We start from the raw sequence: 13,627 nt of genomic DNA, 5'->3' as shown, positions 1-13,627 counted from the left end.
ACGTGAGCATTGAACCCTAACACGGGTGTCTCAGAAGCGTTCCTTCTCTCCCAGATAGCGCCACTGCCCGGCCGGTAGCTTGGCCATGGGCACGCCGCCGATGCGGATACGCTTGATCGCCTTGATTTGCAGGCCCAGCGCCTTGCAGATCTGCTGCAGCAGGTCGGGTGCCGGGTTCTTCAGGGCAAAGCGCAGGCGCTGCTCGCTCTGCCAACTGGCCTTGCAGGGCGGGAACTGCGTGCCCTTGTGGATCAGGCCCTTCTTCAGCCGTTCAAAGGTGCTGGCCGGCACTTCGCCGCTGACATCCACCAGATATTCCTGCTCCAGCTTGGCGCCATCCTCGCGTAGCTTGCGCTGGGCCCGCCAGTCCTGGCTGAGCACCACCAGGCCGCTGGCGCCGCTCTGCAACGGCAGGCTCTGTTCCTGGCGCAGGAAGTGGCCGTGCAGGATGCGCTGGGCATGCGGGTCTTCTTCCCAGTGGTTCTCGCGCACCAGCAGATGCTGCAATTGCGCGGCACTGGTACCCGCAGGGCAGTGCACCAGCAGCGTCACCGTCTCTACCGGTTCAAGCGTGGCATCGGGATGCAGCTCGACGCACTGATCCTCGACCTTGAATTGCGGCGCCTCGACCACCTGACCGTCCACCGTGACCCAGCCTCCGGTGATGTACAGATCAGCCTCGCGCCGTGAACAGCCGAAGAGTTCGATGACGCGTTTGGACAGGCGGGTGGGTTCGCTCATGGTGGCGCTCGATAAAAAGAAAGTCATTGTACCGGCAAGGCGTTGGGGGGCCGTAAAGAAAAAGCCCCGCACGCTGCGGGGCTCTTGATGTGGGGGCGGGCTTAGACCAGTTCGCCCCACATATCGTACTCGTCGGCATCGACGATGCGCACACGCACCTTGTCACCCGCTTTCACGGCGGTGGAGTCGATGAACACGCTGCCGTCGATCTCCGGGGCATCGGCCCAGGAACGCGCCACGGCGCCTTCGTCATCCACTTCGTCGACCAGCACGTCCATCTCCAGGCCGATCTTGGCCTGCAGGCGCGCCGAGCTGATGGCCTGCTGGTGCGCCATGAAGCGCTCCCAGCGCTGCTGCTTGATTTCGTCTGGCACGGGCTCCAGACCCAGATCGTTGGCCGGCGCGCCTTCTACCGGGGAGTACTGGAAGCAGCCGACGCGATCGAGCTGCGCCTCGGTCAGCCAGTCCAGCAGGTACTGGAAGTCCTCTTCGGTCTCGCCCGGGAAGCCGACGATGAAGGTGGAGCGAATGGTCAGCTCGGGGCAGATCTCGCGCCACTTCTTGATGCGCGCCAGGGTCTTGTCCTCGAAAGCCGGACGCTTCATCGACTTGAGCACTTTCGGGCTGGCGTGCTGGAAGGGGATGTCCAGGTAGGGCAGCAGCTTGCCGGCGGCCATCAGCGGGATCACGTCATCGACGTTGGGGTAGGGGTAGACATAGTGCAGGCGTACCCATACACCCATGGACGACAGCGCCTCGCACAGCTCGAGCATGCGCGTCTTCACCGGCTGGCCGTTCCAGAAGTCCAGCTTGTACTTCATGTCCACGCCATAGGCGCTGGTGTCCTGGCTGATCACCAGCAGCTCTTTGACGCCGGCCTTGACCAGGCGCTCGGCCTCGCTGAGCACGTCGCCCACCGGGCGGCTGACCAGCTTGCCGCGCATGGACGGAATGATGCAGAAGCTGCAGCTATGGTTGCAGCCTTCGGAAATCTTCAGGTAAGCATAGTGGCGCGGGGTGAGCTTGATACCCTGCGGCGGCACCAGATCGATCAGCGGGTTGTGTTCGGCCTTCGGCGGGATGACTTCGTGCACTGCACTGACCACCTGCTCGTACTGCTGCGGGCCGGTGACGGCCAGCACGCTGGGGTGCACATCGCGGATGCTGTCTTCGGCCACGCCCATACAGCCGGTGACGATCACCTTGCCGTTCTCGGCCAGGGCTTCACCGATGGCGTCCAGCGACTCGGCCTTGGCGCTGTCGATGAAACCACAGGTATTGACCACCACCACGTCGGCATCCTGGTAGGTCGGCACGATCTCGTAACCTTCCATGCGCAGTTGGGTCAGGATGCGTTCGGAGTCGACCGTTGCCTTCGGGCAACCGAGGGAGACGAAACCGACTTTCGGGGTGGCGCTGGACATGCGGGCTAACCTCTAGCGGGCGCCTGGCTGGCGCCTCTGATCAAAAAGTGCGCAATTCTAGCGGCGCCTTCGTGGCTTTTCCAGAGGTTGTTGGTGCTTTTACCGAGAGCCTGCTCGGTCAGAGCAGGGCCCATCCCAGGTGAGTGCTCACCCCAGCGGAACGACGCGCCGCAGAAACTCGAGCTGATCCTCGATTATGTGCTCGAACGCACTGCCGAGGTAGATATCGAAATGGCCGTAGTCATAGCGCCGGATTTCCTTGCGCGGCGTGTGCTGGGCATGCTTCAGGGTGGCCCTGGCCGGGGCGACGCTGTCCTGGTTGCATACCTGAAACAGCACAGGAGCCTGGATTCTTTTCGTGGCTCGGCCCGGGTAATAACGAATGATATCCAGGGCGAAGCGTGCGGCCGCGAAGTTGTTGACCGTACCGCCTTCGGGCACGAGGCCATGGTAGCCGTCGAAGGCATCGGGCGCGGTCATCAGTGCCGTTTCCCCTGGGCGCCCGGCGATCTTGACCATCCTTGGCTTGGCCCCGAACAGTGCGCCAAGCCGATCTTGCAGGGCCAAGGCGGTAAGTTTCACGGAGGTTATCGGGCTGATCGCAAGGCTCGACGAGAGGCCGTCACTGAACGGGCCCTGAGAAATGACGGCGGCTATCCCGGCATCATTGGCCGCGACGCGCAGCACATGGCCGCCGCTGAACGAGGTTCCCCAGAGGATGACCCTGTCGGCGTCCGTGTCGTCCAGGCTGCGAGCGTAGGCAATGGCTGCTTTCCAGTCCTCCAGTTGCTGGCCAATGTCGATTAGTTGCCGAGGCGTGCCCGCGCTGTCACCAAAGTGGCGGTAATCGAACACCAGGCAGGCATAGCCGGCAGCCGCGAAGCGTTCGGCATAGGCGGGCAGGCGCATGTCGCGGGTGCCGCCCAGGCCGTGTGCCATGACGATGATCGGAAACGGCCCGTCCCCTTGTGGGCGATGAAAGCTGGCCGTGCAGGTTTCATCGCCAGAGGTGAAGTGAAGGATTCGTGGGGCTGTGTCTTCGGTCATCGTCAGGGTTTCCGGCTGGAGCCACGGATAAGCCTGGGTTCATGACCTGCAGGCAGGCGTTGTTCTATAGCACTTTCGCCAGACTGGAAAACTGACTTTAAGGATGGTGGGGCGGGGGCGATTAACGCTAGGGAAAGTCTGAAGAAGACCTCCCGTTTCTGGTGAAATAGGCCAATCCCGTTGCCCGAGTTTCTCAATGAAGCAAATGACTTTCGCCGACGCCGAATACGCCGGTAAACGTAAGCAGACCCGCAAGGAGCTGTTCCTGATCGAGATGGATCAGGTTGTGCCCTGGAAGGGGTTGGTGGCACTGATCGAGCCGCATTATCCCAAAGGTGAAGGCGGTCGGCCGGCCTACCCGTTGATGGCTATGCTGCGGGTACACCTGATGCAGAACTGGTTCGGCTACAGCGATCCTGCAATGGAAGAGGCCCTGTATGAAACGACCATTCTGCGCCAATTCGCAGGCTTGAGCCTGGAGCGTATCCCGGACGAAACGACCATCCTCAATTTCCGTCGACTGCTGGAGAAGCATGACCTGGCTGTCGGCATTCTCGGTGTCATCAATGGCTACCTGGGCGACCGTGGCCTGTCCTTGCGTCAAGGCACCATCGTCGATGCCACGCTGATTCATGCACCCAGTTCGACCAAGAACAAGGAAGGCAAACGCGATCCCGACATGCACCAGACCAAGAAAGGCAACCAGTACTACTTCGGTGCCAAGGCACATATCGGGGTCGATGTGGAGTCGGGGTTGGTGCACCACGTCCATGTCACAGCCGCCAATGTTGCGGACGTCACCCAGGTGGACAAGCTGCTGCATGGCGAAGAGAACATGGTGGCGGCTGACGCCGGTTATACGGGCGTCGAGAAGCGCGAGGAGCATGAGGGGCGCCAGGTCATCTGGCAGATCGCGGCTCGGCGCAGCACGTACGAAAAGCACGGCAAGAAAAGTGCACTGTACAAGGCATACCGCAGCCTCGAGAAAGCCAAAGCGCAGACCCGCTCGAAGGTTGAGCACCCGTTCCGGGTGATCAAACGCCAGTTTGGTTACACCAAGGTGCGGTTTCGTGGCTTGGCGAAGAACACCGTCCAGATGGTGACGTTATTCGCTCTGTCGAACCTGTGGATGGCACGCCGATATTTGTTGGTGGGTGCAGGAGAGGTGCGTCTGTAATGTGGAAAATGGCCTCCGCAGGTTGATTGCGGAGGTCAGAAACGGAGAAACAAGCGGGTTATCTGAGCATTTTCGATCAGATGGACTCTTTCAAAATCGGCAGTGGCCGAAGTCGGCCAGAAATAGCGGCCTATTTCAGACCTTCCCTAGGGAACTGGCGAAACTCAGCACCGTAGGATGGGTAGAGCAACGCGAACCCCATTGAATCATCCCCGGGTTTCGCTGTGCTCTACCCAGGCTACTTGCTGACGACAGGGTTGAAAAGCGATTGCTCACTACTTGTGGGGAGAGTCCATATACACTAGTTAGGTTGTTGTAGGGAGTGCAATGTATAAGCTTGCAATACTGATTAGCACTCCAATTATGCCGACAACAAACCCCCAGAAGCTAAATTTTTTCTGTTTTGAAAGCTCTGCCTTGTTTGATGAGTAAAGTTCGTTAAGTGAAGCTGCTAATTGTGTTACAGGTTCACTGATTTCTGGGTTGTCTTTTCTAATGCTGTTTAGCTGCAGGCTAATATTTTCTGGTAATTCTGAGAATGGTTCTCTCTCGCTGTGACTGGAAATAAGGTTTCTTATCTCGTTGACTTTGTCTTTTAATTTTTCATCTTCGGCGGAAATGGCTTCGGCTAGCATAATGCGCAAGCTAAATAAAACTGATTGCCTGTCTTGTGACCACCTTTCATGGAGGTGCTGCATATCCTCAGGTTTCAAATTTCCATTCAATATGCCATTTCGCACTTGTTCTCTGAAGCGTTTCTTCCAATTACTCTCGGCAGAGTCTTTAAGTATTGGGATCATTGCGACAAAGACGCCCATTAGTGCACCGATTAGTGCGCTTGGGCTTGATGTGATAAGAGATATTAGGCTGTCGAGCATCTACGATCTTCCTTGTAACCTAACGTCCGCTGGAGTGAAGTATTAGAGCGCATTGACCCTTACCTCGGAGAATGCGTCAACGAAAAGTTTCTGGTGCTCTTTGGGAGGGACTATCAGCCAAGTGCACGCGACAGTGGTGAACGCTTCAACGGCCTCGATAGGCTCACCAAAATTCGCGCCTGCACGTGCGATAGCAAGGACATCACTTATTTGCCCCAGGTCTCCGAAGGTGATATCGGAGCCAAGATTGTGGCCTACGCGATTGCGCAGCGTGTTTAATTTAATAATGCCTGGCTTTACAAAGGCTGCGCTGGTTGCCTTGGTGGGAAGTAGCATCGCTTTGTTGAAAAATCCTAGTTTAGCGCTCTCAACATCTTCAATGCCGAAATGTTCCGATAAGAAGCGGTCTAGGTAATGCTCGACAACAAGGTGGCACTTAAGAAGGCGCCCAACTACGTCGTGGGGTCGACTCATTAGCTCGATGAATCGTGCATTCTCTGCTTGGAAGTGCGCTTCTATCTCAGCCATATGCGGCTTGAGACGGGCAACAACTTTTTCAATCCCCTCAACGTCTCTCATGGTCGCGCTCTAACTATAAATAGACACCGAATGGTGTATAACCTGCGGGCAATTTTGGTGGATAACCTTCCTGGCCATTCTCGGAAACTTTCTCTAGTTCGCGGGAGTCAGCGAGGCGATGGAGTGTTTTGCAGGTTATAACCATGTCAGATAACTGCTGGCAAGTGGCAATTACGCGAAGGCCGGGACGGTTCGGAAGGGAGTAGGGGAGATCGCGAGCAAGCTCGCTCCTACAAAGCAGGGCGGGGAGCGGGGAAGGCACAGCGGTTAGTCGCTGCGCCTCTTGTTTCAGCGATTGAACCGCTCCACCAGCGCATACTGCCCCTGCGCCGTGCCAGTCAGGGCCTGGCTGAGTTCGGCGGTGCTTTGCGCTTCGCCGGCGGTCTGGTCGGCTAGCTGGGCAATGGTGGTGATGTTCTGGTTGATCTCATCGGCCACGGCGCTCTGCTCTTCGGCGGCGGCGGCGATCTGGTTGGCCATGTCGGTGATATTGGCCACGGCGTCGCTGATGCCGGCCAGGGCCTGGTCGGCCTTCAGTACGCGTTCCACGCCTTCCTCAGCCTGCTTGCGGCCAATTTCCATGGTCATCACCGCTTCTTCGGCGGTGCGTTGCAACTTGGCGATCAGGCCGTGAATCTGGCCGGTGGATTCGGCGGTGCGCTGGGCCAGCGAGCGTACTTCGTCGGCTACCACGGCGAAGCCACGGCCCATCTCACCGGCGCGGGCGGCTTCGATGGCAGCGTTGAGGGCGAGCAGGTTGGTCTGGTCGGCGATACCTTTGATCACATCGACCACGCTGCCGATCTCGTTGCTGTCCTGGGCCAGGCGGGTGACGGTTTCGCCGGTGTCGCCCACCGATTGCGACAGGCGCTGGATGGCTTCGCGGGCCTGCTCGGCGATGGTGCGGCCTTCGCCGGTCAGGCGGTTGGCTTCCTGGGTGGCGATGGCGGCGCGGGCGACGTTACTGGCCACTTCCAGGGTGGTGGCGGCCATTTCGTTGACGGCGGTGGCGACCTGCTCGGTTTCGTGGCGCTGACGTTCCAGGCCTGCAGAGCTGTTGTGCGCCAACCTGTCGGCCTCACTGGCTTGCTGGTTGAGCTGTTCGGCGGTGTCCTGCAGGCGGGTGAGGCAGGTTTTCAGCCGTGCATCCTGGCTGAGCATGGCCATTTCCAAACGCGCTTCGGCACCCCGGCTGTCGGTGTACATCCGCGCGATCAGCGGGTCGGAGGTGGTCTGCTCGGCGATGCGCAACAGGCGCTTGATGCCTCGGGTCTGCCAGGCGATGCCGGCCAGGCCCAGTGGCACGGACAGGCAGGCGGCGAGAATGAAGCCCCAGTTGCTGCCCATCCAGTGGCCGATGAGGAAGCCGATCTGGCTGACTAGGATGAAGGGCATCCAGGCCTGGACGATGGGCAGCCACTGATTGCTGGCCGGAATGGCCGATTTGCCGGCGTTGATCCGGGCGTACAGCGTTTCGGCTCGGCGTACCTGCTCGGCGCTCGGCTTGACTCGCACGGACTCGTAGCCGACTACCTTGTCCCCTTCGGTGATGGGGGTGACGTAGGCATTGACCCAGTAATGGTCGCCGCTCTTGCAGCGATTCTTGACGATGCCCATCCACGGGCGACCGCTCTTGAGGGTTGTCCACATATGGTCGAACACGGCAGGCGGCACGTCCGGGTGGCGCACGATGTTGTGCGGTGCACGCTGCAGCTCGTCACGGGAGAAGCCGCTGATCTCGACGAAGGCGTCGTTGCAATAGGTGATCTGGCCTTTGAGGTCGGTGGTGGAGATCAGGCGTTGCTGGGCGGGAAAGGTCTTTTCGCGCTGGGTGACCGGCTGATTGTTACGCATGGGCAAGTGTCCGTCATCGTTATGCCTCTCTGAGTCGGCCGGCGAGCGGCGAAGTTGAGGGCAGGATCCATTTTTACCGAGTGTAATCGGTTTTCGATGACGTCACATTTTTGTCGCGACCGCAGCCAGTCTGGCTGCGACGGAGAGGGCAGAGCCCTGCCACGCGAGGTGGCAGGGCGGGTGCGTCAGTTGCCGATCATCTGCCGCAGCACGTAATGCAGGATGCCGCCGGCCTTGAAGTATTGAACTTCGTTGAGGGTGTCGATGCGGCACAGCACTTCGACCTTCTCCTGTTGGCCATCTTCGCGGGTGACGATCAGGGTCAGTGGCATCTGCGGGCGCAGTTCCACGCCTTCCAGCCCCTCGATGGCCAGCACTTCCTTGCCGGTCAGTTTCAGGCTGTTGCGGTCGGTGCCGGGCTTGAACTGCAGTGGCAGCACGCCCATGCCCACTAGGTTGGAGCGGTGGATGCGCTCGAAGCTTTCGGCGATCACCGCCTTGACCCCCAGCAGGTTGGTGCCCTTGGCCGCCCAGTCGCGGCTGGAGCCGGTGCCGTATTCCTTGCCGGCGATGATCACCAACGGCGTGCCTTCGGCCTGGTAGCGCATGGCGGCGTCATAAATCGCCAGTTTCTCGCCGCTCGGTACGTGCAGGGTGTTGCCGCCTTCCTCGCCGCCGAGCATCTCGTTGCGGATGCGGATATTGGCGAAGGTGCCGCGCATCATCACTTCATGGTTGCCGCGGCGTGAACCGTAGGAGTTGAAGTCGGCCTTGTCCACACCATGCTCGCTGAGGTAACGCCCGGCCGGGCTGTCGGCCTTGATATTGCCGGCTGGCGAGATGTGGTCGGTGGTTACCGAGTCGCCGAGCAGGGCGAGGATGCGCGCCTGGCGGATATCGGTGATGCGCGGCGGGTCGCCGGCGATGTTCTCGAAGAACGGCGGATGCTGGATGTAGGTGGAGTCGCCCTGCCAGGCATAGGTATCGGCCTTGGGCACGGCGATGGCCTGCCATTTCTCGTCGCCGGCGAAGACCTCGGCATATTCCTTGCGGAACATGGCGGTGTCGACCTTGGCGATGGCCTCGGCGATCTCGGCCTGGGTCGGCCAGATGTCCTTGAGGTAGACCGGCTGGCCATCCTTGCCGGTGCCGAGAGGGTCGTGGGTCAGGTCGAGGCGCACGCTGCCGGCCAGGGCATAGGCCACCACCAGGGGCGGCGATGCCAGCCAGTTGGTTTTCACCAGCGGGTGCACGCGGCCCTCGAAGTTGCGGTTGCCGGAGAGCACCGAGGCGACGGTCAGGTCGGCCTTGGCGATGGCCTTCTCGATGGGTTCGCGCAGTGGCCCGGAGTTGCCGATGCAGGTGGTGCAGCCGTAGCCCACCAGGTCGAAGCCGAGCTTTTCCAGATAGGGCGTCAGGCCGGCGGCGTCGAAGTATTCGGTGACCACCTTGGAGCCGGGTGCCAGTGAGCTCTTGACCCAGGGCTGGCGTTGCAGGCCTTTTTCCACCGCCTTCTTGGCCAGCAGGCCGGCGGCCATCATCACGCTGGGGTTGGAGGTGTTGGTGCAGGAGGTGATGGCGGCGATCACCACGGCACCATCTTGCAGGCGATGGGTGTGGCCTTCGTCTTCGTAGTCGATGCCGCCGCTCTGTTTGTCGCCACCCACGGCGGTGCCGCCACCGCCTTCACTTAGCATGCGGCCTTCTTCTTTGGCCGCCGGTTTGAGCTGCAGGCCGACGAAGTCGTCGAAGGCCTGGTGAACCTGACCCAGCGAGACGCGATCCTGCGGGCGTTTCGGCCCGGCCAGGCTGGCTTCGACGCTGCCCAGGTCCAGGCTCAGGCTGTCGCTGAACAGCGGCTCGGCGCCGGCTTCGCGCCACAGGCCCTGGGCCTTGCTGTAGGCCTCGACCAGTTGCACGGTGGCTTCCGGGCGGCCGGACAGGCGCAGGTAGCCGAGGGTGATCTCGTCCACCGGGAAGAAGCCGCAGGTGGCACCGTATTCCGGCGCCATGTTGGCGATGGTGGCGCGGTCGGCCAGCGGCAGGTCGGCCAGGCCGTCACCGTAGAACTCGACGAATTTGCCCACCACGCCCTTCTTGCGCAGCATCTGGGTGACGGTGAGCACCAGGTCGGTGGCGGTGATGCCTTCCTTGAGCTTGCCGCTGAGCTTGAAGCCAATGACTTCGGGAATCAGCATCGACACCGGCTGGCCGAGCATGGCCGCTTCCGCCTCGATGCCGCCGACGCCCCAGCCGAGTACGCCGAGGCCGTTGATCATGGTGGTGTGCGAGTCGGTGCCGACCAGAGTGTCGGGGAAGGCGAGGGTGATGCCGTCTTCCTCCTTGGTCCACACGGTGCGCGCCAGGTATTCGAGGTTGACCTGGTGGCAGATGCCGGTGCCTGGCGGTACCACGCTGAAGTTGTCGAAGGCGTGCTGGCCCCAGCGCAGGAAGGCGTAGCGCTCGCCGTTGCGCTGCATTTCCAGTTCGACGTTGTCGTGGAAGGCACTGGAGGAGGCGTAGCGGTCGACCATCACCGAGTGGTCGATGACCAGATCCACCGGCGACAGCGGGTTGATGCGCTGCGGGTCGCCACCGGCCTTGGCCATGGCGTCGCGCATGGCGGCCAGGTCGACCACCGCCGGCACGCCGGTGAAGTCCTGCATCAGCACGCGCGCCGGGCGGTACTGGATCTCGCGGTCGGAGGCGCGCTTTTCCAGCCAGTCGACCATGGCCTGCAGATCCTGGCCGGTCACGGTTTCGCCGTCTTCGTTGCGCAGCAGGTTTTCCAGCAGCACCTTGAGCGACTTGGGCAGGCGGTCGATGTTGCCGAGGCGCTGGGCGGCTTCGGGCAGGCTGAAATAGTGGTAGGTGGTGTCGCCGATCTTCAGTTCGCGGCGGCAGTTCAGGCTATCGAGGGAGGGCATTGCACGTCTCCTTAGGCCCACACGGTAAGGGCCGTGGTCGGTGGCTGTAAGGCTCATGCGAGCCTGACAACCTTATCCTTTCACTGTGCGTCAGCATCGTCACGAGCGTGCTGGCACATAGTCACTGGACAGGTTAGCAGGCTCTAGGTTCCCGCCTCGGGTATCATGAGCGGCCCAAGGAGTCCGTTCGATGAATACCCTGTTTCTGCATTGCCGCCCCGGTTTCGAGGGCGAGGTGTGCGCCGAGATGGCCGACCTCGCCGCGCAACTGGAGGTTGCCGGCTATCCCAAGAGCAAACCCGGCAGCGCCTGCGCCGAGTTCGTCTGCAGCGAGGCCGATGGCGCCGAGCGCTTGATGCGTCAGACCCGTTTCCATCGCCTGATCTTCCCGCGTCAGTGGGCGCGCGGTGCCTTCGTCAGCCTGCCGGAAAGCGACCGCATCAGTGTTTTGCTCGAAGCCCTGGCCGACTATCCGGTGTGTGGCAGCCTGTGGCTGGAGGTGCTCGACAGCAACGAAGGCAAGGAGCTGTCGACCTTCTGCAAGAAGTTCGAGGCGCCGCTGCGCAAGGCACTGATCAAGGCCGGCAAGCTGGTGGAGGATGCGCAGAAGCCGCGCCTGCTGCTGACCTTCAAGAGTGGCCGCGAGGTGTTCGCCGGCATCGCCGAGGCCGGTAACGGCGCGATGTGGCCGATGGGCATTCCCCGTCTGAAGTTCCCGCGCGAGGCACCCAGCCGCTCGACCCTCAAGCTGGAGGAGGCCTGGCACCATTTCATTCCGCGTGAGCAGTGGGATCAGCGCCTGGCGCCGGGCATGACCGCCGTGGATCTGGGCGCCGCCCCAGGTGGCTGGACCTGGCAACTGGTCAATCGGGAAATCCGTGTGACCGCCGTGGACAACGGGCCCATGGCGGAAAGCCTGATGTATTCCGGCTTCGTGGTGCATCAGCGCGCCGATGGCTTCACTTTCCGCCCGCGCCATCCGGTGCACTGGATGGTCTGCGATATCGTCGAGAAGCCGGCGCGCACTGCCGCGCTGATCGAAACCTGGCTGGGGGAGGGGTTGTGCCGCGAGGCGGTGGTCAACCTCAAGCTGCCGATGAAGCAGCGATACGCCGAGGTCAGGCGCCTGCTCGATCGCATCGAGGCGGGGCTGGCCGAGCGCGGTCTGAAGGTCAGCATCGGGTGCAAGCAGCTCTATCACGACCGCGAGGAAGTGACCTGCCATTTGCGTCGGCTCGGTAAGTGATAGCAGGCTGTTGAAAAACTACCTCGGCTTTGGCTTCCTGCGTCGCTCTACCTCCTGCATCCATGCAGTCGTCGCCTACGTTTTTCAACGGCCTGATAGGCCGGGCGCGGACAATGTCCGGCCCGGGCTCCCGCTTCGCGCCGGGCTCCGCCCGACGCTGGCGTGCGCACCGTCCTGGCCCGCTGGAGCGCAGGCAGCTTGCCGTAGATGCCTGGGCCGCGCTGCCCATCCAAGGTTGTGCGTGCAAGGTGACCGGCGAGGCCGCTTTGCGCGACAATGCGCGTCCGTTCGTGGAGCCTCTTATGTCCGATGTCCTGACCTTCAACCATGATGACCTGCTCGATGCCAGCGGCCTGAACTGCCCCGAGCCGGTGATGATGCTGCACAACAAGGTGCGCGACCTGGCCCCCGGTGGCCTGCTCAAGGTGATCGCCACCGACCCCTCCACCCGCCGCGACATTCCCAAGTTCTGCGTGTTTCTCGGTCACGAGCTGCTTGGCCAGGCCGAGGAAGATGGCAGCTACCTGTACTGGATTCGCAAGAAGGCCGATTAGCCTGGATCTCCGCATGTAGGGTGCGCCGTGCGCACCATTGCTGTGTCTTGCTCGATCTTTCCTGGTCTGTGGCCGTTGGTGCGCGCGGCGCACCCTACGCTTTAAACCCCGCGACTCCATCCCGCTTGCCCAGGTGCCAGCCCACAGCTATTGAGCAGTGTCTGCCAGGCCTTGACGTGGCGCGCCGTGGCTGCGCGGAACGCCTGCCATAACGAATCCTGCGCGCCGGCCAGGCGCTGCAGAGAGTCGTCGGTGGCGGGCGGGATGCCTTCTATGGCCTGCAATTGCAGCAGCGCCGCCTGCCAGTGCTGACCGCGCTGATCCACCAGAGCCAGGTAGGGCTGCAGGCCGCCGGCATAGAACTTGACGAAGATGTTCTGCAGGATGCGCCCACGTGGTGTCGGCCGCCCCTGGGGGCAGACCGGCCGTTGCGCCTGGCGCTGCTCCAGCAGGTCGCTGCCGCTATCCAGGCTATGGCGCAGGCTGGCCAGGCTGGTGATCAGTTGTCCGCCCTGTTCGCTGGCGTAGAGGGCGAAGAACAGCGGTTCCAGCTTCGTGGCGTTGGGCGGCAACCGTTCGGGCAGGCCAGCGCCGATGCTTGCCAGTTGCTGCAGAGCGTCGAGGGCGGCGCTGTCCTCGTTCAGGTTCGCGGGCAGGGCCTGGTCGGCGAAACGCAGATAGTGCTCGAACTCCGGGCTGCCGTTGAGCGCGTTCCAGAACACGGCGGGCAGTTGCTGGCGTTTCTCAGTAGCCAACTGCTGCAGGGTGGTCTTGAGCGTGGCATCTGCCGGCAGGGCCGGCAGACAGGCGTCGATGGCGCGCAGCAGGTCGCCTTCGTAGCCCAGGCGCTGGCTGGGCACCAGTTGCTTGCCGAGGCTGCTGTTGCGCTGGCTGATCAATTGCTGCAGGTGCGGGCAGTGGTGGGCGTCGATCAGCAGATCGAGCAAGCCGATACGTATTTCCGGTAACTCGAGCAGGCGTTGGCGCCGTGGCGGCAGGCGGTACTGGCTCAGGCTGCGCGGCTCGAAGGCGCTGAAGCCGTCGCCCTGCAGCGCGGTATCGAGGCGTTGCAGGTAGTCGCGTTGCAGCGCCAGGCCGTCGTCGCCCGGCGTGCAGGCATTCAGCAGAAGGAGGCAGAGCAGCAGGAGAAGGCGTGTCATCACGGCAGTGTAGGCGCCGCTGGCGCTGTCCTCCATCCCT

Annotated in this window: 11 protein-coding genes; 3 read left to right on the top strand and 8 right to left on the bottom strand. The window is 61.9% G+C overall.

Annotated features, from left to right (window positions below):
* Nucleotides 1-30: 30 nt before the first annotated feature.
* The 3 genes from PVE35_RS13575 to PVE35_RS13565 all read right to left on the bottom strand — a co-directional run bounded on the left by PVE35_RS13575 (nucleotide 31) and on the right by PVE35_RS13565 (nucleotide 3,104).
* Nucleotides 31-741 carry an rRNA pseudouridine synthase gene (locus tag PVE35_RS13575; RefSeq protein WP_277372102.1) on the bottom strand — a complete coding sequence of 237 codons (711 nt, stop codon included), beginning with the start codon at nucleotides 739-741 and terminating at the stop codon, nucleotides 31-33.
* 101 nt (nucleotides 742-842) lie between these two features.
* Nucleotides 843-2,165, bottom strand: coding sequence for a 30S ribosomal protein S12 methylthiotransferase RimO (gene rimO, locus PVE35_RS13570; protein ID WP_268183375.1), 1,323 nt, complete (start codon nucleotides 2,163-2,165; stop codon nucleotides 843-845).
* Between the two features lie 147 nt (nucleotides 2,166-2,312).
* Complete coding sequence (locus PVE35_RS13565; protein ID WP_277372101.1) at nucleotides 2,313-3,104, bottom strand: alpha/beta hydrolase; 792 nt, start codon at nucleotides 3,102-3,104, stop codon at nucleotides 2,313-2,315.
* Between the two features lie 304 nt (nucleotides 3,105-3,408).
* On the opposite strand from PVE35_RS13565, the gene PVE35_RS13560 reads away from it, so the two are divergent.
* Entirely contained in the window at nucleotides 3,409-4,389 is a 981-nt protein-coding gene (locus PVE35_RS13560) for an IS5 family transposase (protein WP_277372100.1), read from the top strand.
* Nucleotides 4,390-4,694: 305 nt separating this feature from the next.
* On the opposite strand, the gene PVE35_RS13555 is transcribed toward PVE35_RS13560, so the two are convergent.
* The 4 genes from PVE35_RS13555 to acnA all read right to left on the bottom strand — a co-directional run bounded on the left by PVE35_RS13555 (nucleotide 4,695) and on the right by acnA (nucleotide 10,627).
* Nucleotides 4,695-5,267, bottom strand: a complete 573-nt coding sequence (locus PVE35_RS13555) for a hypothetical protein (protein ID WP_277372099.1) — start codon at nucleotides 5,265-5,267, stop codon at nucleotides 4,695-4,697.
* Between the two features lie 42 nt (nucleotides 5,268-5,309).
* Nucleotides 5,310-5,846 carry a hypothetical protein gene (locus tag PVE35_RS13550; RefSeq protein WP_277372098.1) on the bottom strand — a complete coding sequence of 179 codons (537 nt, stop codon included), beginning with the start codon at nucleotides 5,844-5,846 and terminating at the stop codon, nucleotides 5,310-5,312.
* Nucleotides 5,847-6,134: 288 nt separating this feature from the next.
* Nucleotides 6,135-7,700: a PAS domain-containing methyl-accepting chemotaxis protein gene (locus tag PVE35_RS13545; protein WP_268183382.1), complete on the bottom strand. Its 1,566-nt coding sequence runs from the start codon at nucleotides 7,698-7,700 to the stop codon at nucleotides 6,135-6,137.
* A 185-nt stretch (nucleotides 7,701-7,885) separates the two neighbouring features.
* Nucleotides 7,886-10,627: an aconitate hydratase AcnA gene (gene acnA, locus PVE35_RS13540; RefSeq protein WP_277372097.1), complete on the bottom strand. Its 2,742-nt coding sequence runs from the start codon at nucleotides 10,625-10,627 to the stop codon at nucleotides 7,886-7,888.
* A 190-nt stretch (nucleotides 10,628-10,817) separates the two neighbouring features.
* Here acnA and rlmM point away from each other — a divergent pair, with 190 nt between their 5' ends.
* Together rlmM and tusA are read left to right on the top strand one after the other, a co-directional pair.
* The gene (gene rlmM, locus PVE35_RS13535) at nucleotides 10,818-11,873 is read left to right on the top strand and encodes a 23S rRNA (cytidine(2498)-2'-O)-methyltransferase RlmM (RefSeq protein WP_277372096.1); all 1,056 of its coding nucleotides are present in this window, start codon (nucleotides 10,818-10,820) and stop codon (nucleotides 11,871-11,873) included.
* Nucleotides 11,874-12,187: 314 nt separating this feature from the next.
* Nucleotides 12,188-12,427: a sulfurtransferase TusA gene (gene tusA / locus PVE35_RS13530; protein WP_268184265.1), complete on the top strand. Its 240-nt coding sequence runs from the start codon at nucleotides 12,188-12,190 to the stop codon at nucleotides 12,425-12,427.
* Between the two features lie 101 nt (nucleotides 12,428-12,528).
* Here tusA and PVE35_RS13525 read toward each other — a convergent pair whose 3' ends face one another.
* The gene (locus PVE35_RS13525; RefSeq protein WP_277372095.1) at nucleotides 12,529-13,623 is read right to left on the bottom strand and encodes a DUF3080 domain-containing protein; all 1,095 of its coding nucleotides are present in this window, start codon (nucleotides 13,621-13,623) and stop codon (nucleotides 12,529-12,531) included.
* Nucleotides 13,624-13,627: the final 4 nt, after the last annotated feature.

The organism is Pseudomonas sp. AA-38, from assembly GCF_029457475.1.
Lineage (GTDB): Bacteria > Pseudomonadota > Gammaproteobacteria > Pseudomonadales > Pseudomonadaceae > Aquipseudomonas.
The sequence above is the reverse complement of the archived record's forward strand: the minus strand, read 5'-3'. Positions and strand labels throughout refer to the sequence as shown.

Coding starts and splice junctions, on each gene's coding strand:
- PVE35_RS13575 (WP_277372102.1), bottom strand. CDS start 741: ATGAGCGAACCCACCCGCCTGTCCAAACGCGTCATCGAACTCTTCGGC.
- rimO (WP_268183375.1), bottom strand. CDS start 2,165: ATGTCCAGCGCCACCCCGAAAGTCGGTTTCGTCTCCCTCGGTTGCCCG.
- PVE35_RS13565 (WP_277372101.1), bottom strand. CDS start 3,104: ATGGCACACGGCCTGGGCGGCACCCGCGACATGCGCCTGCCCGCCTAT.
- PVE35_RS13560 (WP_277372100.1), top strand. CDS start 3,409: ATGAAGCAAATGACTTTCGCCGACGCCGAATACGCCGGTAAACGTAAG.
- PVE35_RS13555 (WP_277372099.1), bottom strand. CDS start 5,267: ATGCTCGACAGCCTAATATCTCTTATCACATCAAGCCCAAGCGCACTA.
- PVE35_RS13550 (WP_277372098.1), bottom strand. CDS start 5,846: ATGAGAGACGTTGAGGGGATTGAAAAAGTTGTTGCCCGTCTCAAGCCG.
- PVE35_RS13545 (WP_268183382.1), bottom strand. CDS start 7,700: ATGCGTAACAATCAGCCGGTCACCCAGCGCGAAAAGACCTTTCCCGCC.
- acnA (WP_277372097.1), bottom strand. CDS start 10,627: ATGCCCTCCCTCGATAGCCTGAACTGCCGCCGCGAACTGAAGATCGGC.
- rlmM (WP_277372096.1), top strand. CDS start 10,818: ATGAATACCCTGTTTCTGCATTGCCGCCCCGGTTTCGAGGGCGAGGTG.
- PVE35_RS13525 (WP_277372095.1), bottom strand. CDS start 13,623: ATGGAGGACAGCGCCAGCGGCGCCTACACTGCCGTGATGACACGCCTT.